The organism is Rhizobium jaguaris (genome assembly GCF_003627755.1).
Lineage (GTDB): Bacteria > Pseudomonadota > Alphaproteobacteria > Rhizobiales > Rhizobiaceae > Rhizobium > Rhizobium jaguaris.
Map to the genome: position 1 here is coordinate 465353 of NZ_CP032696.1, position 19318 is coordinate 484670.

The following is a 19318-nucleotide window of genomic DNA, read 5'->3' on the forward strand; positions in this document are numbered from 1 at the left end:
ACGCCTGGCACGCCAGAGGTAACTGGGCTGAATGCCATGGTTCGTAGGTTCGCAACTCACCCGCCTCCCTGCTGAGCAGAATATCGATCACGATTTCGCGAATTTCTTCATAGCTGTGAGCGCCGGCCTGGAATAGGCTGTGTGGCGGCGAAATCGTTGCGGGACTGGAACTATACCCCAGGACAGAGCGCCGACGCATTGCTCGTTCTTGTTTCAGCTTGAGCACCAATGCGCGTAAGCTGCTGTCGGCGGATGATCGCGTGAAGATGTCGCCTCAATTCTTCCCGCAGTAGCCTTGTCCTGTTTCGCACCGTTTTCCATGTCATCAGAACCAAGAACGTCGGTGAGAGTTCTCTCGCGCTGCCCCGAAACGGTAAAGCCGCAAATTAGTCAGTTGAGTGCCGCGCTACCTCCGAGGGCATCATTTTCCCGGCGGAAACTTCGTTCGGCTACCAGCGCCGGTGTGAAAGCGTAATCCATCCATAAACAAGCCCACCATCCGCTGCGGATCGGTCGGCTCACCGCAACTGGGCGGCACGCATAGCATCGCAACCCCGTGCAGGAGTTCGCTTGCCTTCACTCCAGGCCGTATTTCGCCCTTCGCGGCCGCCGCGTCGAGGAGGCTTTGAACCAAGGGCCCCAACCGCTGCTGGAAATGTGCAGGCAATCCCTCAAGCGCTGGATCACCCGAATTGAAGGCTGCCGCAAGCCCGCGGTGGGCTGCGATAAAATCAACATAGCGCTCGACCCATCGCTCGAGCGCCTCGCCCGGAGGGTGCTGCGTGGCCAGCATCTTCGCTGCCTCGACGGACTCGTCGACCTCCTTGCGGAAAACCGCGACGACAAGATCGGAACGCGTCGGAAAATGGCGGTAAAGCGTGCCGACGCCCACCCCGGCCCTGTCCGCGATTTCGCGTATGGGCACATCCAGCCCGGCGTCGGCAAAAACCTCCGATGCGGTTTGAATAAGCGAACCGATGTTGCGCCGCGCATCAGCCCGCCGGCGCCGACCCGCCGCCTCTGTCTCAGCCTCGCTCAACGATTTTGGATCTTCGGACACTTCTACCTCTTGATAAGCGGAATGTGATTCCGTATATCCGTAAACGGACGATCGTTCCGTATATGGCACGAAGGATCGTTTATGCCAAGCCCAAACGGAGAATGATAGATGAATAACAAACCAGTCGCGCTCGTCACAGGAGCAAACAAAGGGATCGGCCTCCAAATCGCGAAAGACCTCACGCAGCACGGTTTCACAGTCCTGATCGGTTCGCGACGCTTTGAAGCCGGCGAGAACGTCGTTCAAAGCGTCGGGCCTGACGCCCGGACAATCCAGCTTGATGTCACTGATGAAGCGTCGATCGCCCAGGCGGAAGCACGCATCCGAAAGTCCTATGGCCGGCTCGATGTTCTCGTGAACAATGCAGGCGTCGGCCATGGGGGCGCGGCGGGACGAAGCAACGCCCAGATCATGGCGGAAACGCGGTTGTCTGTCGTCGATTCGGACGAGCTCCAGACCGTATTCGCCACAAACGTTTTTGGCGTCGTCGCTGTCACACAAGCGATGCTGCCGCTCCTTCGCGAGGCGCCCGCGGCAAAAATCATCAATATATCGAGCGCTACTGGTTCGCTGACGCTGAACAGCGATCCTTCCAACCCTCTTCGCCAATATACGAGCACCTACACGGCCTCGAAGAGTGCCCTGAATGCGATCACGCAAGCGCTCGCGATTGAGCTCGAAGGCACCAACATCAAGGTTCATGCTGTTTGCCCGGGTCTCACCGCCACGGACATGAGCGAATATGGCGGCCCGGTTGAGGACGCAGCGCGCGAGCCGGTGCGGGTCGCCTCGCTTGCATCGGAAAGCCCCACGGGCACGTTCTCGAATGCCCAGGGTGCGCTGCCCTGGTGATCCAGTCAGTGCCGGCCGATCGCTGATGTCAATGGCCGCGCCGCGTCCGAATAGAACCCCGTAGTTACCCCAATAGTGTCGTGACATTGCGGCCTGCAACCATCAGGAGAAGCTCGTGCCTACAACTGCAAGAATTGTGCAATTCCATCGTCTTGGAGGCCCGGAGGTTCTCCAGGTCGAAACCTTGCCGATCCCGGAGCCCGGAAAGGATGAAGTCCGCCTTCGCATTAAGGCGTTCGCCTTGAACCGCGCGGAAGCGCTTTTTCGTCAGGGGCACTACCTTATTCAGCCTCAGTTTCCGTCAAGGCTCGGTTACGAGGCCGCCGGCATGGTCGAGGCCGTCGGCCCGGGAGTGGACGAGAGCCTGATTGGGAAAGTCTTTAACACCGTTCCCAATTTCAGCTTCAGTCGTTATGGCGTCTACGGTGAAGTCGCTATGGTACCTGTCACATCGCTTGGCGCTTATCCGGATAAACTCACCCCAGAAGAGGGTGCATCCATCTGGATGCAGTATCTCACCGCCTACGGGGCCTTGGTTCATCTCGGACATGTCGCCAATGGTGACTTTGTCTTGCTTCCAGCGGCCAGCAGCAGCACCGCGATTGCGGCGATGGAGGTTGTTAATGCCGAAGGCGGCAAAGCTATCGGCATTACGCGGTCTGCGAAGAAGAAGGCCGAACTCCTCTCACTCGGGTATGACCATGTGATCGTCAGCAATGACGAGGACGTCGTGAAACGCGTTGCCGATATTACCGACGGCAACGGCGCCCGGATCATCTACGATCCTGTTCTCGGAAGTGGAATGGAGATCCTGGCTCGGGCGGCTGCTTACAAGGGGATCTACTTCGCCTACGGTCTGTTAGACCTGCGACCGACACCCTTTCCGGTTTGGCCGACCATGTCGAAAGCACTCACGCTTCGAGGCTGGGCGTTCCCGGAACTCTTCCGCGACGCCGAGGCGTTGCAAAAGGCGAAGGATTACATTTTCAAACATCTGAGTGACGGCATCCTGAAGCCGAAAATCGCCAGGGTGTTTGCGTTAGACCAAATTGTCGAAGCTCATCGCTTCATGGACTCGAACGATCAGATCGGAAAAATAATCGTGAGGGTTGAATAATATTTGTCGCCGGCAACTGTCTCGGCCTTCCTCACTTTGCGCTCCCCTGCGCCCGGCAACGACGGTGTGAAGGGCGCGACGGGGCGCTTCGGTAAGGTGTCCGCGACGATATTCGAGGTGGCGGCTGCGAAGCCCGCCACCGGTAAGAATGGGTCAATCTCTGCCGCTAGCCCTGCAACCGCGGTTCCTACAGAGCGGGGCGGATTGCTGAGGTAGCCAAGGGAGCTGGCTTTGCCTGGAACCATGTTCGGACGGAAACCAATGTGGAGCTCTCTTTCCGGTAAGGGACCAGAGCGCATCCATTCCCTGTGGGTAGGATGTGCTGTGGATGCGATAATCCCGCCGCATGGCTTCATCGCCAAAGCTTACCGCCAGACCGCACCCCCAAATTGGCCGGTCGCGTCTTTCCGGGTAATGCCGGAGAGATCGCAATGATTGGCGTTTTCCGATCTGGGAGCTTGGATGAGCCGCGCGCTTTTGACCGGCGCCTTGATCATGCAATAGGCGTTGAATCGCGCGGGCAGTCCTGGCAGCGTATTGCCCAGATTGCCATTTGGCCTGCAGTTGACGCTCGCCCCTTCCATGCGTCCGGATGGGTCCACGGGCTCGCCGCTGAAGTCGCATGTCTTGCCGGTTGACGTTCCCGGCGCTCCAACTGGGCCGGGAAGCGTGACACCGCGAATTACCACGCCTGTTTCGACAGGCTTTATGCCGGCCTTGGCTTTATGGTGCTCCTCAGCCGCGATCGTCTGCGCTACGGTGACGGCCAGGGCGAAAGCCGATACGAATCCGAACATCCTTACTATCGCAGTCATTGCGCTTTCTCCTCTTTTGCGGGCCGATAGGATGCGATTCCAGGCCCCGTTACACCGTTGGAAAGAAAAGGAATTTGCGTAATCCTTTCCTGTCGTTACCGAAACCTGATGAGATAGTTGACGGCAACGTTCTTGGGACGCGTTTCGGAGGCCGTACGTGCGGGAGTTTCCGGTGAGCCTGTAGCCTTGCTTGAAATGGATGTTCCCGCGGCACTGCCCTGCTGCGAAATTCCTGCCGGCGTCGTCACGTCATAGGAATGCGTATGGACTTGCATGGCATCGCACTGGAGCGAGCCGACAACGTTCGCGACATTGTTGCCGGTCGGATCCAACCGCTGCTTCGCATCCGGGTCCATGCCCGCGCCGGCATCGAAGCCGCGCAGGAACAACCCGCGGTAGTCCGGAATCCGGAACTCCAGATCGGGGCCCGCATTGCGCTCTCCGTAGAGTCCCCCGAGAACGGCATACAGTTCCGGATATGCGACCGCCCTCAGATAGCGTCCGTCGCACAGCATCCAACCCTGGGCCTCCACGTAGCTGAGGGGCGCGCCGGCCTTTGTTCCCGCCGTCGCGCCCGAGCTTGCGCAGGCCGCGTTGGCCCAGATCGTATTCCGCGAACCCGAGACAGGATCGACTTGGCCTGCAAAAGGGCACACAGCACCGATAGGAGGTCCTGCGAACATCGTTGCGTCCTTTGATGAAGATGCATTTGTGAGAAACGGAGTGCCTCGGTCGTAAGTGGCGTTTTGCCATCAACGGCGGGCACTCCATTCCCGGCTGCTCCGCCTTGTCATTTGCGGAGCGGGGGCCAACTGATCCGGTCGTTAGGTCGGATCGACCTCCCAGGTATTGTCCTCCCGCAGCGTGCCCACGAGATCGAAGACGGCGGAGGGGAATTTCGCTTCCCTGGTCTGGGTGATCGTGTCGATGCTCAGAACCGTGCCGATGTTCACATTCGTTCCCGCAGCAATCCAGTAGCTCGGCGTCGGCGTGAACGTGTGCTGCAGATTTGTGCCGGCTTGAACGACGTAGGTTCCTGTTCCAGACATCCCGATGCCGACCGAGAAGCGGCTGTTTGGCACATTTGCGGCATCATTGATGACCAGGGACCCGGCAGGATCACCCTTGACCGGATCGCTCAAGCCGGGGCCGCCATTCAAGGAAAACGTGGTCGTGTTTTTGCCGCTGGGGCTGCCGTCCTGAACACCGGACGCGAGAAAATCCACGCCAGGAATCAGCTGCCCGGTGTCGCTCCAGACGAAGTTATAATCGATTTCCCAAGTGAATTTGATTTGGTTGCCAACCCGGATTTGATACGGAGAGCAAAACCACGCCAACGAGAACACATTGGCGACAGGCTGCGGCATCTTCTGATAGACATAGAAGGTCCAAGGTTGAGCCGACTTGTTCTTTAACAACAAGGAATATTGCGTTCCTTGGGCGAGCGCCGCGCTTGCTGGCTGCGACGCACGGGCGTGATCTGTCAGTTCCTTGTTTGCATAGCTGATGTGCAAGGACATTTGTTTCTCCCTTCCTGAGTGTATTTTCCCACCTGACTCTGGATTGAATATCTTGACGTCAGTACCTCATGCGGATTCAACTAATTGGAGTGCTTATTCGCTGCACAATCTAACTGCTATAATTATTACTGGATAACGTAAATGAGTAGAAATACTCCCTGCCAGAGCCGAGCAAAGTGACGAGCAGACCCGTCTGGCGACGAGCCTGGGTGGCCAAATATCGAGTCGGCGGAATCCCGAAAGCTGCTTTGTCAATGGAAAAAACGATGAGGTTCGAGATCCGATTATTGTAAGCAGCGGCTTACTACTTAATCGTTTGCCTGCACGAAGCTGAGCTCACATGACATAACTCTCGGAAGTGATTAGTTCCCGTCGACGCCCCGTGATAATTGGAAAGGTCGTACCATTGTCTTTTCCAGGTGGCATCTGAAACGGCACGAGCCAAATGGCGGTAAATACCGAGATCGGCGAGATAGTCGAGGCGGTGCACCACGCCCTGGAAATCGCCGACACCATCGCCATTGGAGTCCATAAAGGTCCCGACGGCCAAAGTGTTAGATGACTGGGTCTTGTTCCGGAGATCGTTGATCATGCGCATCTCCCGCGGTCTGGTCTGCCCAGTGGGCAATGGCATAGCCACTTGGATTGTTCCGGCAGATGGAATCGATGATCTTCATCAAAGAAGATCCCGCGCCAATCATTTTGACGGCCTAATGGCTTGGCGGAACGTTCTGTCGCCATGGAGGTTTGAACGGCAGATCAAGAAACTCATGCCGTTCCGCCGTCTTGAAAGGAGACCGAAAATGCCGACAAATACACCGAAATCTGATGAAACGCCGCGTGGTCCAAATCCATCGCCTGCGGGACCACATCGCACCCGGGAAAAGCCGCCTGTGACGCCGGCGCAGGATCCGGAAGGCAATAAAAATCCGAATGGTCCACCGCTTGATCCAGCACTGTTGCCAACGGGCGATCCGTCCGGAGCGGCGTGAACAGCGTTGGAAAGGTGACGAGCCCGTTTAGGTCGCGCGGTTTTGGTATGCTGCTGCGATCACAAGACACCGATCTTCATTGGGTTCTATGCACAGCCTTCTGTTGCCGAGGCGAGTCGCGCCGACTATAGCGCCAGGTCACATCACCCGCGTTTGGCGAATATACGCCTCCGGCATTTCTTGTTGCTGCAACGCAAGCGCCGGATGTTCAGGATTATCATGACCGTGCGCCCCTGCCATAGCAGATCAGCGAGCCGCCGCTCGTAGCGACGATGAAGGCGACGCGAAGCTTTGCGGCACTCTGGACATTTGGCTCCCGTCGATCGGAAGCGACAATTGATCGATATTGCCTCTTTGGATTGTTGTATGCGGCGTCCACGCCCCATCGAATTTTCAGTTGCAGCGGTCTGAGGTTGATCTACGGGCCGTCAAATGAGCTCACCGAAGAGTACCTGACGAGCTCATTGTGAGGCTCTGATCCGTTGCGCATAAGCCCATGGCATCAGGGCGTCGATGTCTTTGGCGAGGTGGCCGTTTGCGAGGCGGGTGAAGAGGTCGCACAGATAGGCGTAGGGCTCAACGCCGTTCATTTTACAAGTGCCGATCAGGCTGGCAAACCGGGCCCAATTGCGGCCCCCTTCATCGTGCCCCGCAAAGAGCGCATTGCGGCGGTTCATGGCGGGTCGGCGGATCGCGTTTTCCACCAGGTTGGAGTCGATATCGACGTGGCCGTCGTCCAGGAACAGCCGGAAGCCGTCCTGCCGCGTTAGCATATAAGCCAGGGCTTTTCCGAGGTCAGACTTGCGTGAGATGCGCTTGGCTTGCGCTGCCAGCCAGGTGAAGAACTCGTCCACCAGCGGGAGGGACAGGTCCTGTCGAACTGCCCGGCGATGTTTGGGATCTGAGCCCCGGATACTGTCTTCGATCTTGTAGAGCGCGGCGATCCGCACCAGCGCCTCGTCGACGATGGGCGATCCACTCTTTGGCGTGGCCTTGATCAGCTTCCTGCGTCCGTGCGCCCAACAGAAAGCCAGCTTCAAGGGGTCGCCACCCATCCGGTCCGACGTGGCGAGGTGAGAGTAACCACCGTAGGCATCCACCTGGATTGTCCCGTTGAAGCCGTCGAGGATTTCAGCGGCATATTCGCCTTTACGCCCAGGTCGATAATGGAACACCACGCCCGACGGCGCGGAGCCATTCCAGCCGCGATCGTCACGCAACACGGCCCATAGATAACCGGTCTTCGTCTTGCCGCGCCCCGGATCCAACACCGGAGCCGTGGTCTCGTCGACATAGAGCCGCGCGCTTTCCGACAGCAGCCGTTCGGCCATGTGGTCGACCACCGGTGCGATTTCGCTGCCCGTGCGCCCAAGCCAATCGGCCAGGACCGTGCGGTCTATCGGCACCCCGTGTCGCGCCATGACTTCGGCCTGCCGGTTGAGCGGCATATGTTCGGAATGCTTGGAGACGGCAATCTCAGCCAGAAGGGCTTCCGTCGGCCAGCTCCCTTCCAAGAGATGCGCCGGCGCTCTGGCTTGGACGACGCCCGTTCGACCCTTGGGGCATGCGTATTTCGGGCGGATCGTGACGATCACCTCGTAGCGTGCCGGAATCCGGTCGAGCCGTTCCGTCCGATCTTCGCCGATCCGGACCATGTTGCCGCAACCACAGGGGCAGACAATACTGTCGGGCTCAATCACCTTCTCGACCCGCGGCAGGTGTTCGGGCAGTGCACGGGCCTTACGCTCCTTGCGAGGAGCGGCCTTTTCCGGATCGGATGCGCTGGCTTCGATCTTTTTCTCGACGGCGGCGATCCGCGCCTGTGTTTCGGCAATCGCCGTTTCAAGGTCTTCCAGCGCCAGTTCCATCTGCGCCGGATCGAGCTTTTCCGATTTCGGCCCGAACTTGGTGCGCCGATAGTCGTGAACCTGCCCCTCAAGCTTCTCGATCAGTTCCTTCAGCTCGGCGATGAAGGCGTCCTTTTCGGCCACCACAGCCTGCTCATGCTGACGCGCAGCACGCTCGACCGACAGCTCGAACTGCATCGCCGCAAAGGCTTTGATAACCTCTGGCGGAAGGTCCGGAAACAGGCTGAGATCAAGGCGCGACGACATGCGGCCTTATAGCAAGGCAGCACAAAAAAGCCAAATAAAACAATGCAAAGACGGCCGGATATTTACCCTGCCGCCGACGGCGCGGTCACCCGCTGTGCCATGACCCGTCGCCAGTCAAGACCTTCGAACAAAGCCTCATATTGACCCCTGGAAAGACGCATCGTCCCATCCTGAACCTTGGGCCAGGCAAAGTTTCCATGTTCAAGAATTTTGTAGGTTAGCACCATTCCGGTGCCATCCCACACCAGGATCTTCAGGCGATCCCCGCGCTTCGACCGGAAGATCACCGTCACCCCGGAATGCGGGTCGAGCTTCAACTCGGTCTGCACCATCAAGGCCAGCGCCTGATGCCCACAGCGGAAGTCCACCGGACGCGTTGCAATCAGGATCGGCAGTCGTTGGCCCGCGACGATCATGCCGTCCCTCGCATGGCTCGTACCAGAGCCGCCACACGTTCAACCGGCACATCGCCGGGAACCCGCATCACAACATCCGGGCCGATCTCCAACGTCAAGACCGGCCAACCCGCCTCCGGCAGCGGCGGCGCCAAAACATTCACCGCCTCGCTCGGCTCTGCCGCAACCGCCAAAGGCACAAATGCAGGCGCGGCATCGCCGCTCTCCGACAGGCCCGACATAGCCTCAAAAGGCAGGGCCAGAATGCCCTCGCGCACTTGCCGGCGCCACAAGGAAAGCTGGTGCGGCACAACGTCATGACGGCGCGCGACATCAACAACACGAACACCAGGCTCAAGGCTTTCCGCCACGATCCGCGCCTTCACATCATCCGGCCAGCGCCGGTTTCCGCGGCGCGGCTCGACAATTTCGTAGCGGCCAACAAATCCATCATCTGCCATGCCAATCTCCAGATAGTCCTGGAAACCTTCTCGCACACGCAGCAAGCCTCAAAATACAGCCAATCCAATGGGGCGGAGACGGCGCTTACGGATTGTTGGACATGATCGACGACCAAAGACGGCGGGATCAACGGTGGAACACGCTTCGCCATTTCCTTGCACCTGCTGATTCGCGTGTCGAATCAATAGGATTCAGAAAGTTGCAACGAAATTGCGGAAGAGCCCACTTCTTAGCTCAGGATTTTTCACGCGGCGTTGACAATTGTGGCAAGGCACGGCCGGCATCAGTTCCGCAGGCAGCGCCAGAAGACCCTGACGCGCCTGCCGCCGCCAGTCCGAAAGCTGATGCGCAGCGAGTTCATAGGTGAGCGCAGGACGCTGATTGGAGCTGCAGGCGTACAGCTCCTTCCGCGAAGTTCACCGCGCGGCGCCTCCGCCGAGGTGTAGACAACTATGCACTAAACGCAAACTACACCCGCCGTCGGATTTGTCGGCTCTGCGACAGGGTGGCGTTCGGCTCACAGGTCGTCCCACTCATATTTAGCCGACTGAACAAGGTGTGGAAATTATTTCTGAGCTTCCTCTGCACAGTTGGCACGACTTTTGAGTCTCCATTTCTAAGACGGCAGGATCTGCCGACCCGATACTCGCGTCTTGGGTCATTGCGGTGGACGACGACGACAGATCGTCAGATAGGATCGCGTATGGAGACCTACGCACTAGGCGACCTCGAGCTGCAGCCGGGTCAGTTGACGGTGTGGCGACCCGACATGCCTGACCCAGTACACCGGCGGCATGATTTGCGTCGCCCGTCTTATGTTCAGGAGGAACATCTCGGCTATTTAGCGTATGGCCAGCCGGCGTGTGCCGATCCGCGTGAGACATATCTGTGGATCAGCCGATCGCATAAGGGGATTTATGTGAGCTTCCGTCACCCGCAGACGGCAACCGCGCGAACCGCGGTAGTTGGCTGTCTCAACAAAGTCAGTTCACTGGCCAACTCGATCAGCGGCGCCACGCCCGGGTCAGGCGCACGGCGGATTACTCTGGCCGGGACACATTCGTTATGATTGCCGCTAGAAGGAAATGCGCAATATTTATTTCATTCGATGGTGTGTCGGTGTCAGGCATCACCGTCGAAGCGGTAAAGATCGCAAAAAAACTCACGGAAAAAGGGTTCAAATGCTACCTGGATCTGGGATACGACATCAACATAAGTAAAGGAAATTTCGGAAGACCGTACAAGTTTGAGGCCGCCCTTTATCACAAGTGTTTTGAATTGGCACGTGTTGCGGATCTTTCTAATATACCTAACTATACCATCGAATTTCTTGATAAGATAAATAAGGTACTAATTAGCGAGACACTTGCCGTATCACGCGATGCAAGGGCGGCGATACTTACGTCAGTGGACGAGGTTGCCGCGGAAGTAGCGCTTAAAATTGAGGCCCTATGGAAATATCTGAATGTCAGCAAAGTTATCGTCGAAAACGGAACGCTGCCTGAGAATATCATATATTCCCGCGCGCTACTCCTCGCGATTGAACAGTACGGACGCGCCAAGAATTTGGGGAATTTTGTCATCTGGCGCGACCATGACCTGATGTGGAGCAGCGAAAAAAAATCGATGAAATACGGCGCTCCGCCGTATCCGTATGCGACTAAACCGGTCAAATCGCAATACATCACCTATGTTACGCTGAATGAAAAACTACGAGATGAACTGGAAGAATGGTCCAACTTTGAGGTTGAGGTTCAAGTCGGGAAAAATGCATACAATTTTTCCGAGTGCTCTCGCCGTAATATCAGGCCATTATTGGGTATTCGCAAGAGCGACATTCTGATTGCTAGAACAACGCGTCTGATACCTCAAAAGCGAATCGACAGAGATATCGACCTGGTAAATCGTTTGAATCTCCTTCTCCGCGAACGCGGTGAACGTAAACGCATATTTCTGGTGATTGCTGGAGATAAAAATGAAAACTATTCTCATTATATTGAGCTTGAGCGGTTGGCAAAAACGCTGGATATCGTGCAGCACATTAAATTTACCGGACCCCTGCATCACGACTTTATGCCTACCGAAGGCAACGAGTTCACGATAGAGGACTTGTATTACTCTTGTGATCTAGTGTCATTTCTCACCTCCTATGACTACGACAGCTACGGCAACCCTATCGGGGAGGCAATTAGCCAAAAACGCTGCTATATCACCACGAGCTATGAATATTATCACGAGGTGTATGGTCGACATGGATTTGTGGCCCCTATGTTGGAAATCTCAGGCACTCGTGATGAGTTATCCGACCAACGATTTGTCGATGAGGTATTCCTCTTTCTCACAAACAATCAGTTGATGAGGGCCGTTGCGGAGAAGAATTTTCAGCAGGGAAAACGCGTCCTTTCCAACGACCTCTTTGAGGTATTGAATTTGAAAGGCTGTGAAGAAAATGCGTGACACCACCTTCGTATCAGTTGTGCTTCCAGTCTTTAACGAGGGCACGCGTATTACCGATGTACTTGAGTCAATTTATCGCCAGAGTACGCTGAGAGAATTGATTACACGCGGCAGTTATGAGCTCATAATCGTCGACAACAATTCGACGGACAATTCCGTAGCGCAAATTAATGCCCTGGCAGCGAAATATTCTTCGGTAGACACACATATTATCGAGGAAAAAGTGCAGGGCGTTTCATCCGCCAGAAAGCATGGCATGGATTACGCGTCTTTTAGAGCCAAGGCTCGAGATAGCCGACTCGGGACCAGAAATAAGCACTACATCGTTTCTGCTGACGCTGACTGTACGGTCGATGCGTATTGGCTTCATCACCTTATCGACAAAATGGTGAAAGAAGATGGGGACTTGGGAACTTGTAAATACTATTACAACAAAAAAAGTTTTCGTCAGCGTCCCAATCTCTTCAGAGAAATTGAGAAGACATTACGCTGCCGGGATTTCTCTTTTAAGTTATTTGGTGGATTTCCGGATGGTAAAGGTTTTGCCGTAGAGCGGGAATTCTATGAAAAAGTAGGCGGTATTGAAATCTTCTATCAGTTGAACAAGGGTCGCTTCGTTGAACATTTATCGGACGACTGGGATTTCGGTATCAAGGTAGTTGCCTGCGGCGGCAAGCCCGTTTACGCAGAAGAGTCTTGCGTTCAGGTCAACAGCCGACGCATCGATATTATTCTTGATGAGGTGATCACCGGGGCCGCCTATGGCAAGGACGGTATCATTTTCATGAAGGATGTGCGACCCGACCGCGGTACCGGGAAGAAAATCTTGCGTGACACGACAGAAGAGCAATCTAAACAAGCGTGGTTTTACTCAATAAAAGATTACGTTCCTAAAAATATTATATTGCCTGCGTTATTGAACCCAAAAATCTTGATAGACAATGTCGAAGTTAGGAGCTTCTTTACCGAACTGGTGGCCGACAGACTGTATAAACGAATTGATGCAATCAGACACGAGATGCGCCTTATCGATTTCAAGGCTATTCATTCCTATAAAACTCCATCCTATCGGCTCTATTTTGAGTTTCGCGATGAGATATTTGCCGCGTTGCGCCGTGCAGTCGGCGATGACGTTGGTTTTCCTCCTGCATTACCTGCTTGCTTTGATAATGTCAGTTCGGCCGATTTTAACCGCTTCGTTTGGTACTTCTGTGAAGATCGCGAATCTGGCGAAGCACATAATTACTTTGCCAACGGAGGGGTATTTTGAATGACCAATGCGATGGCGTCTTTACGCGACCTCGATCCCCAGTATCCAGTGCCTTTAGTCCACGAATTTCTTTCCAGGCCAGAAAATAAGGCATATCTGGACTATGCCTACAAAGACCCGTTCGGCTGTCATGTTTTCCCGGGAGATATAGAAGATTACCCACTGTCGTCTTTCTTTGCAGACATGAATAGCGAAATTGCCAGAGCGCCGCAAATTCATCTGTGGGCATACATTCCCTGCTGCCGCTACCGCTGCCACTTTTGCCAGTTTCCGACGATCACTCTCAATCCCCACACAGCGTCTTCACAGGCAGTCATGAAAGATCTGGTTAATCTGAATATCAAAGAAGCCAGACTGTGGCTGGCGAAGGTGCCGAGCCTTGCTGCTGTGGAAGTTGGAGAATTCAATATTTTTGGTGGCACTCCCTCGCTGCTGCCTGAATCCGAGCTGCGTAGATTAGTTGCGTTTTACAAAGACCATTTCAATTTCTTTGCTGCGACGATGCGGTTTGAAGGCGAACCTGGAACGCTGACAAAATCATATCTTTCGCTACTACAGGAGCTTGGTTTCACCAAGGTGAGCTTTGGAGCTCAATCTTTTGACGACCGATTTATTTCTGGTTCTGGTCGTATGCATTCCGCGAAAGAGTGCATTGAAACGATATACGACGCGCGGGAAGTCGGTATTGACTGGGTTAGTGTTGACCTCATCTACGGCATGCTGGGACAGAGCGTGGACGACGTGGGATATGACATGGAGACAACCCGCCAACTGGATCTTTCCCATGTCGTCTGCACCAAGCTGCATCTGGAAGAATTCATGAAAATCCGTACCGGCGTATCTGGGGAGCGTCGAAGTGTATGGCAGAAAGCAGGGCTAGGTAATTGCAACAACATGAGCTTTCCTGGTCTGGGAAAGCAATATCAAATGCGCGAGCTGATCGAAAAAAATTTGAAGGGCGCCTATCGTGAACATCCTACCATGTATTTTTATCGACACGATCATCAGCCGGAAAAATGGAAAGGCCTCATTACCGATCTAGACAAGCAGTACCCTGAAATAGCTGTCGGCCTCGGGGGTAGTTCAAAATGCACGAAAGCCGAAGCGATCAATATCACTAGTTACAATGCCTACAAGGGCGCATTGCATGAAGATCGCCTCCCGATCCAGGAATGCCGCGGCATGTCACCGGTTCACCGGGAGGTTACTGCATTTAAAATGGCGCTCTCGACGCTCAGTCCGGTAGATAATGGCGTATTCAAGCAACGTTTCGAGGGAAAGAGCTTTTTTGACAACGAAATGATCAATTGCACTTTGAGCGGGCTAGTGGGAAAGTCGCTGGTTGTCATTGAAAGCGATGTCGTAACTCTAACCCCCTATGGCGTCACGCTAGTCGAAGCGATCATCAATACGCAGTTTGCGCCAGCATACAGATAGTATTCTTCATGGCGACGGTATGAGATAATTAGCGCTCTGTCCAGCGAGCGGTCTAACCTCGCAAAATTCCCTAACGTAACGCCTTGAGATCTACAAACAGGATAACGTTCCCTTTAGCGTATCCATCCGAGCACGCCGAGCAGGACCGCGGGATTTAGAGCGTCGCGCGTGGTAACATCGGTTCATGGAGATCGATGAGGACAAAATCGACGACGCAGTTTTGGCGTTGCTATGGTTGGCGCTGCATAACGAGCGTTGCGCCTGGAAGGGTTTTGATTGGGTAACGACGGATCGGCTTCACAAGAAGGGCATGATCGGCGACCCAGTCAACAAGTCGAAGTCATTGGCGTTGACCGATGAAGGCCTGGAGCGCTCGGAAGCGTCGTTCCGGAAGCTGTTTACGCGGCCGTCGCAATAGCGGTCTTTTGTGCCTTCCATTCCCAGGGCAGTAGTTCGTGCAGGTGAGAGACGGGAAGATCGGCGATACGGGCGAGCACGTCGGCGAGACATGCCTTCGGGTCGACGTCGTTGAGACGGCAGGTGGTGATGAAGGTCAGCATGATGGCGGCACGATCGGCTCCACGCTTGGGACCGGCGAAGGTTCAATTCCGGCGCCTATGGAAATATTTCCATAGAAGGCGCAACTCGCTGTTTGCTGGCAGTTGCGGGGGAGCAGAAAGCTGGGCGGTCCTCGCGTCTCTTCTTCAAACAGCCCCGCTCAACGGACTTGATCCCTATAAATGGCTGGTTGACGTCCTTGAAAAGATCGTCTTCAACGACGTGAAAAGCGTAAGCGGACAGGCCATCCCACGTAGCATCGAGACGCGAAATCGCTCATTTTCAGCATGAATCATGCTGGGAATCCTATGAGTGAAGATATGAATCATGGCCGTACGTTCGAAATTCTGACGGCGGAGCCGGTGCGAAAGCGGCGAAAGCCGAAGTTGCGTTCTGATGAGGACAAGGCTTTGATTTTGGAGCAAGCTCTCGCTCCTGGCGCTAATGTCTCTGCGGTCGCGCGTGCCCATGGGATGGACCCGTCGCAGCTTTTTGGATGGCGTCGAGCAGCGCTTGCGTCTGGTTCGGTTCAGCGCCTGAAAGCAACCGAAAACGATAAGGCCTTTACTCGTTTCGAGGCGGTGCGGACGGACACTGTCGAGATCCAGGTGGGCGACACGACACTTCGCGTCAGCGCTTCGATCGATCCGGTGCTGCTGAGCGGCATCGTCAGGGCGGTACGGCAAGCATGATCGCTTCGGGTGTCGTGGTCTATGTGTCGTGCCAACCGGTCGACTTCCGCAAAGGCGCGGCCTCGCTGATGGCCCTGGTGCGCGATGGCGGCCTCGACCCCTTTAACGGTGCTCTTTATGTATTCCGCTCGAAACGTGCAGACCGGATCCGCATTGTTTGGTGGGACGGCAGTGGGGTCTGCCTTTACGCCAAAATAATCGAAGAAAATGGCTTCTGCTGGCCTGTCCCGTCTGCTGCCCGCGTCCGTCTCGATCATGCGCAATTAATGGCACTTCTAGCCGGAATGGATTGGAAAAAGATCCGCCCCGCCAAGGTGCGCCGGCCACTTTCGATCGGCTGATGACGATGTGCGGCAAGTTGAATCATGTTGCTGTAAGTGTTGGGAAATCGGCTGATTCTATGCTCTATTACGCGCATGGTTTTACCCGGTCCAGACCTTCCTGACGACGTCGATGCGCTGAAAGCGATGATCATCGCTTTGAACGCAGAGAAGGCTGCGACTGACGCCGAAATTGCCCGAATGAAGGCTGTCCAACAAAAAGCCGACGAGCGGATCACCACTTTGACGGCGATCTTGAAGGTTTTGCAGCGGGCCCAAAACGGGACGCGCTCCGAGCGACTGCGGCTGGCGATCAACGACGAGCAGATAGACTTCGCGTTTGAGGAGGTCGAGACTGGCCTTGCGGCGATTGATAGCGAACTTGGCCAAGTGGGCAAAGAGCGGCCAAAAAGGGAGGCGCGGCCTCGCAAAGGTTTTGCCGCCCATCTCGAACGCATCGAGGAAGTGATTGAGCCGGAGATTCCCGACGACTGCCAAGGCTTGGAAAAGGTTCTGATCGGCGAGGACCGATCCGAGCGGCTTGATGTCATACCGCCGAAGTTCAGGGTCATCGTCACACGCCGCCCGAAATATGCGTTCCGCGAACGTGATGGCGTGCTTCAGGCTTTGGCCCCCGCGCATATCATCGAAGGTGGGCTGCCGAGCGAACGGTTGCTGGCCTATATCGCCGTGTCGAAATATGCCGACGGTCTTCCGCTCTACCGCCAGGAGGCGATCTATCTGCGCGACAGCGTGGCTCTAAGCCGCTCCTTGATGGCCCAATGGATGGGGCATCTGGGCTTCGAGCTGCGGATCTTGGCGGATTACATCTTGGAACGCATCAAAGCCGGAGAGAGGGTTTTTGCGGACGAGACCACCTTACCGACGCTGGTCCCCGGCTCTGGTAGAACGATGAAGGCGTGGTTATGGGCCTACGCTTGCGATGACCGACCGTTTGGCGGGTCTGGCCCGCCGATGGTTGCCTATCGCTTCGAAGACAGCAGGGGTGGCAAGTGTCAATGCCGAGTGAAATTTCCCCAGAAGTGCCGAAGTAAAATTCCCCAATTATGCCGCCCCGGACGACGTGGAGAATTGGGTATTTTTCGGTGGCCTTCCGCGAGGGCGTGGCGGCGGGGCGAAGGACGGCGGAGTGATCAATGCTTTCGAGCGGACGTGTTCCGGCATCAATTCGGCATGCTGGCGCAGCCGGTAACTTGATCCCTCGATTTGAACGACGACGGCATGATGCAAAAGTCTGTCGAGGAGGGCCGTTGCTACCACGGCGTCTCCAAAAACATCGCCCCATTCTGCAAAGCCGCGATTGGATGTGAGGATCATCGCGCCTTTCTCGTAGCGAGCGTTGACGAGCTGGAAGAACAGATTTCCGCCACCGGCGATGACCGGGAGATAACCGATCTCGTCAACGATCAGGAGACTGGGCCTGCAGAAGAAGCGAATGCGTTCTTGCAGCCGTCCTTCGCGTTCGGCCCTGGACAGGGCCGCGATGAGATCGGCCAGCGTGCAGAAGTAGACGCTCCTGCCGGCCTTGACAGCTTCGACGCCGAGCGCCACCGCCAGATGGCTTTTGCCGGTTCCGGGCGGTCCAAGGAAATGGACGACCTCATGGCGGTCGACAAACCCCAACTGCGCAAGCGTGAAGATCCGATCTCGATCGAGCGAGGGCTGGAAGGAGAAATCGAAGCCAGCGAGTGTTTTGATGGTTGCCAGGCGACCCATCCGCAGTGCCGTTTTGATACGGCTGTTCTCGCGCAGGGTCAGCTCCTCGGAAAGCAGGATATCGATCGCTTCGAGCGCCGACAGCTCGCCGTGCTCCAGGCGCCGGACAATATGGTCGAGTGCTTCAAGGGCCCGTGGCATCTTCAAGCCGACAAGGTCATGGCGAATGCGGTCGATCATCGACGGCACGGAATCGAGAGCGGCGCTCATGTGCGGTTCTCCTGTGCCATAGCTCTGGCGACGGCGTCGTAGAAGGCGAGCGGCCGCTGGGTAACCCTGTCTCCTGTTCCATGAAGAATGATCTCGTCATTGTTGACGTGTGGTCGCGATCGCGGCGCTGAGCGAAGGGTTCTGTGTCCTGGTTCGACACGGCGTTGATGGCGTCCTTCCAACACCGGATGCACAGCGATCAACGCACCGTCCTCGAAGATTCGAACTTCATTGGCCAAGGTGTGAACTTCGACGAGCCGCCGTCTGGTAGCGTCGGGCACGCTGTAGGCGTTCCCACCGACGCTGACCATGCCCTCTCGAGAGATCCTGCGCTCTAGTCTCAACACGGATCGGAACGGAGCCAGAGGCAAAGGCCGCAAATGATGACGCTCCTCGGCGAAGGCCTCCATGACGACACGCTGCGTTGTCGCATGCACACGTGGATTGGCAACCGTATCAAGCCAATGCCGCAACTGGCTGTTGAGGTCGTCGAGGTTGCGAAACGAGCGTGCCAGGAAGAAGTCTTCACGGATGTAGCGGAATGGCCGCTCGACCTTTCCCTTCGTCTTGGCGCGATATGCTTTGCAGGCCTTTGGATGAAAGCCGTAATGGCGAGCAAGATCGAGCAGAGCGCGGTTATAAACAATGCCGCCCGTTTCGCCTTCCCCTATGACCGCAGTCTTCATTCGGTCGTAAAGGATCTCACGCGGAACGCCCCCGATCGCATCGAACGCTGCCACGTGGCATCGCAGCACTGTCGGCAGATCCTGATGCATAGCAAAGCGCGCCCAGATGAGACGGCTATGGCCCAACACCATGGAAAACAGCCAGACGATCCTCGGCGTTAGCGGCTCATCGGTGAAGATGACCTGAAACTGGGCGAAATCCACCTGGGCCTGTTCGCCGGGAGCCGTTTCGAACCGCACTTCAAAGCCTTGCTCTGAGGTCGGGCGGACGTCTCTGAGAAAGTCCGTGACGGCCGTGTAGCCACCGGCATATCCGCGTTCCTTCAGCTCTCGCAGGAGCCGCCGGCCGCTCAGGCCGGGATAGGCAGCGACCCGTTCACGTAGATAAGCCGTGAATGGATCAATCACCGTTGCCCGCGGCTTGCGTGGTCCATAAGCAGGTGCCTCGAGACCCCGCTCAATATATTTGCGAATTGTCTTTCGATCGACATTGGTCTGTCTGGCGATCGCCGACACCGACAACCCCTGTCGGTGCAAATCTAAAATCATGACTATCTCCCCGAGTTTGATCACCGACATTCCCCTCTCGACCATCGAGAGCAGTATCAGTGATGACGCGCCGCC

Annotated in this window: 20 protein-coding genes and 3 pseudogenes; 11 read left to right on the top strand and 12 right to left on the bottom strand. The window is 55.9% G+C overall.

The genetic code is table 11. The annotated features are described in order from the left end of the window. Positions 1–421: 421 nt before the first annotated feature. Positions 422–1060 (bottom strand): TetR/AcrR family transcriptional regulator, encoded by a 639-nt coding sequence (locus tag CCGE525_RS36435; protein ID WP_120709114.1) that lies wholly within the window; start codon positions 1058–1060, stop codon positions 422–424. A gap of 108 nt (positions 1061–1168) precedes the next feature. Between CCGE525_RS36435 and CCGE525_RS36440 the strand changes: the two genes are divergently transcribed. Together CCGE525_RS36440 and CCGE525_RS36445 are read left to right on the top strand one after the other, a co-directional pair. Then, positions 1169–1912, top strand: coding sequence for an SDR family NAD(P)-dependent oxidoreductase (locus CCGE525_RS36440; RefSeq protein ID WP_120709115.1), 744 nt, complete (start codon positions 1169–1171; stop codon positions 1910–1912). 115 nt (positions 1913–2027) lie between these two features. Beyond that, positions 2028–3029, top strand: coding sequence for a zinc-dependent alcohol dehydrogenase family protein (locus CCGE525_RS36445; RefSeq protein ID WP_120709116.1), 1002 nt, complete (start codon positions 2028–2030; stop codon positions 3027–3029). Positions 3030–3394: 365 nt separating this feature from the next. On the opposite strand, the gene CCGE525_RS36450 is transcribed toward CCGE525_RS36445, so the two are convergent. The 4 genes from CCGE525_RS36450 to CCGE525_RS36465 all read right to left on the bottom strand — a co-directional run bounded on the left by CCGE525_RS36450 (position 3395) and on the right by CCGE525_RS36465 (position 5956). Then, positions 3395–3844 carry a protein rhiC gene (locus CCGE525_RS36450; RefSeq protein ID WP_120709117.1) on the bottom strand — a complete coding sequence of 150 codons (450 nt, stop codon included), beginning with the start codon at positions 3842–3844 and terminating at the stop codon, positions 3395–3397. Positions 3845–3939: 95 nt separating this feature from the next. Continuing rightward, positions 3940–4527: a tail fiber protein gene (locus tag CCGE525_RS36455; protein ID WP_120709118.1), complete on the bottom strand. Its 588-nt coding sequence runs from the start codon at positions 4525–4527 to the stop codon at positions 3940–3942. 141 nt (positions 4528–4668) lie between these two features. Then, positions 4669–5364, bottom strand: a complete 696-nt coding sequence (locus CCGE525_RS36460) for a protein rhiA (protein ID WP_120709119.1) — start codon at positions 5362–5364, stop codon at positions 4669–4671. Positions 5365–5668: 304 nt separating this feature from the next. Continuing rightward, positions 5669–5956, bottom strand: coding sequence for an alpha-amylase family glycosyl hydrolase (locus CCGE525_RS36465; protein WP_483466586.1), 288 nt, complete (start codon positions 5954–5956; stop codon positions 5669–5671). A 211-nt stretch (positions 5957–6167) separates the two neighbouring features. On the opposite strand from CCGE525_RS36465, the gene CCGE525_RS36470 reads away from it, so the two are divergent. Then, positions 6168–6356, top strand: coding sequence for a hypothetical protein (locus tag CCGE525_RS36470; protein WP_120709212.1), 189 nt, complete (start codon positions 6168–6170; stop codon positions 6354–6356). Between the two features lie 143 nt (positions 6357–6499). On the opposite strand, the gene CCGE525_RS40005 is transcribed toward CCGE525_RS36470, so the two are convergent. From CCGE525_RS40005 to tnpA, 4 genes are all read right to left on the bottom strand, one after another. Continuing rightward, positions 6500–6742: a transposase family protein gene (locus CCGE525_RS40005; protein WP_120709120.1), complete on the bottom strand. Its 243-nt coding sequence runs from the start codon at positions 6740–6742 to the stop codon at positions 6500–6502. 75 nt (positions 6743–6817) lie between these two features. After that, positions 6818–8470: an IS66 family transposase gene (tnpC, locus tag CCGE525_RS36480; protein WP_120702553.1), complete on the bottom strand. Its 1653-nt coding sequence runs from the start codon at positions 8468–8470 to the stop codon at positions 6818–6820. Positions 8471–8532: 62 nt separating this feature from the next. Continuing rightward, positions 8533–8886, bottom strand: a complete 354-nt coding sequence (gene tnpB / locus CCGE525_RS36485) for an IS66 family insertion sequence element accessory protein TnpB (RefSeq protein WP_028005268.1) — start codon at positions 8884–8886, stop codon at positions 8533–8535. Beyond that, positions 8883–9326, bottom strand: coding sequence for an IS66-like element accessory protein TnpA (gene tnpA / locus CCGE525_RS36490; protein ID WP_120702554.1), 444 nt, complete (start codon positions 9324–9326; stop codon positions 8883–8885). Before tnpA ends, tnpB (CCGE525_RS36485) begins: the two co-directional genes overlap by 4 nt. Before the next feature lie 1066 nt (positions 9327–10392). Between tnpA and CCGE525_RS39395 the strand changes: the two genes are divergently transcribed. From CCGE525_RS39395 to CCGE525_RS36520, 4 genes are all read left to right on the top strand, one after another. After that, positions 10393–11784 carry a glycosyltransferase family protein gene (locus CCGE525_RS39395; protein ID WP_120709122.1) on the top strand — a complete coding sequence of 464 codons (1392 nt, stop codon included), beginning with the start codon at positions 10393–10395 and terminating at the stop codon, positions 11782–11784. Beyond that, positions 11777–13054 carry a glycosyltransferase family 2 protein gene (locus CCGE525_RS39400; protein WP_120709123.1) on the top strand — a complete coding sequence of 426 codons (1278 nt, stop codon included), beginning with the start codon at positions 11777–11779 and terminating at the stop codon, positions 13052–13054. Before CCGE525_RS39395 ends, CCGE525_RS39400 begins: the two co-directional genes overlap by 8 nt. Beyond that, positions 13055–14491, top strand: a complete 1437-nt coding sequence (locus CCGE525_RS36515) for a radical SAM protein (protein WP_120709124.1) — start codon at positions 13055–13057, stop codon at positions 14489–14491. 184 nt (positions 14492–14675) lie between these two features. Continuing rightward, positions 14676–14909 carry a DUF6429 family protein gene (locus tag CCGE525_RS36520; RefSeq protein WP_120709125.1) on the top strand — a complete coding sequence of 78 codons (234 nt, stop codon included), beginning with the start codon at positions 14676–14678 and terminating at the stop codon, positions 14907–14909. Here the strand turns inward: CCGE525_RS36520 and CCGE525_RS36525 are convergent. After that, positions 14890–15093 (bottom strand): annotated as a pseudogene (locus tag CCGE525_RS36525) (transposase domain-containing protein); the annotation flags it as partial. The gene CCGE525_RS36520 and the pseudogene CCGE525_RS36525 sit on opposite strands and share 20 nt — an antisense overlap. Positions 15094–15130: 37 nt before the next feature. Between CCGE525_RS36525 and CCGE525_RS36530 the strand changes: the two are divergent. From CCGE525_RS36530 to CCGE525_RS36545, 4 genes and pseudogenes are all read left to right on the top strand, one after another. Then, positions 15131–15340: pseudogene (locus CCGE525_RS36530) on the top strand (transposase domain-containing protein); the annotation flags it as partial. A 17-nt stretch (positions 15341–15357) separates the two neighbouring features. Beyond that, complete coding sequence (locus tag CCGE525_RS36535; RefSeq protein WP_120709126.1) at positions 15358–15741, top strand: transposase; 384 nt, start codon at positions 15358–15360, stop codon at positions 15739–15741. Further along, positions 15738–16082: an IS66 family insertion sequence element accessory protein TnpB gene (gene tnpB / locus CCGE525_RS36540; RefSeq protein WP_106999558.1), complete on the top strand. Its 345-nt coding sequence runs from the start codon at positions 15738–15740 to the stop codon at positions 16080–16082. Before CCGE525_RS36535 ends, tnpB (CCGE525_RS36540) begins: the two co-directional genes overlap by 4 nt. A gap of 75 nt (positions 16083–16157) precedes the next feature. Next, positions 16158–17087 (top strand): annotated as a pseudogene (locus CCGE525_RS36545) (IS66 family transposase); the annotation flags it as partial. Between the two features lie 39 nt (positions 17088–17126). On the opposite strand, the gene istB reads toward CCGE525_RS36545, so the two are convergent. Together istB and istA are read right to left on the bottom strand one after the other, a co-directional pair. Next, the gene (gene istB / locus CCGE525_RS36550) at positions 17127–18008 is read right to left on the bottom strand and encodes an IS21-like element helper ATPase IstB (RefSeq protein ID WP_120709127.1); all 882 of its coding nucleotides are present in this window, start codon (positions 18006–18008) and stop codon (positions 17127–17129) included. Further along, positions 18005–19267, bottom strand: coding sequence for an IS21 family transposase (gene istA, locus CCGE525_RS36555; protein ID WP_120709213.1), 1263 nt, complete (start codon positions 19265–19267; stop codon positions 18005–18007). The genes istB and istA overlap by 4 nt, the downstream gene beginning before the upstream one ends. Positions 19268–19318 lie beyond the last annotated feature (51 nt).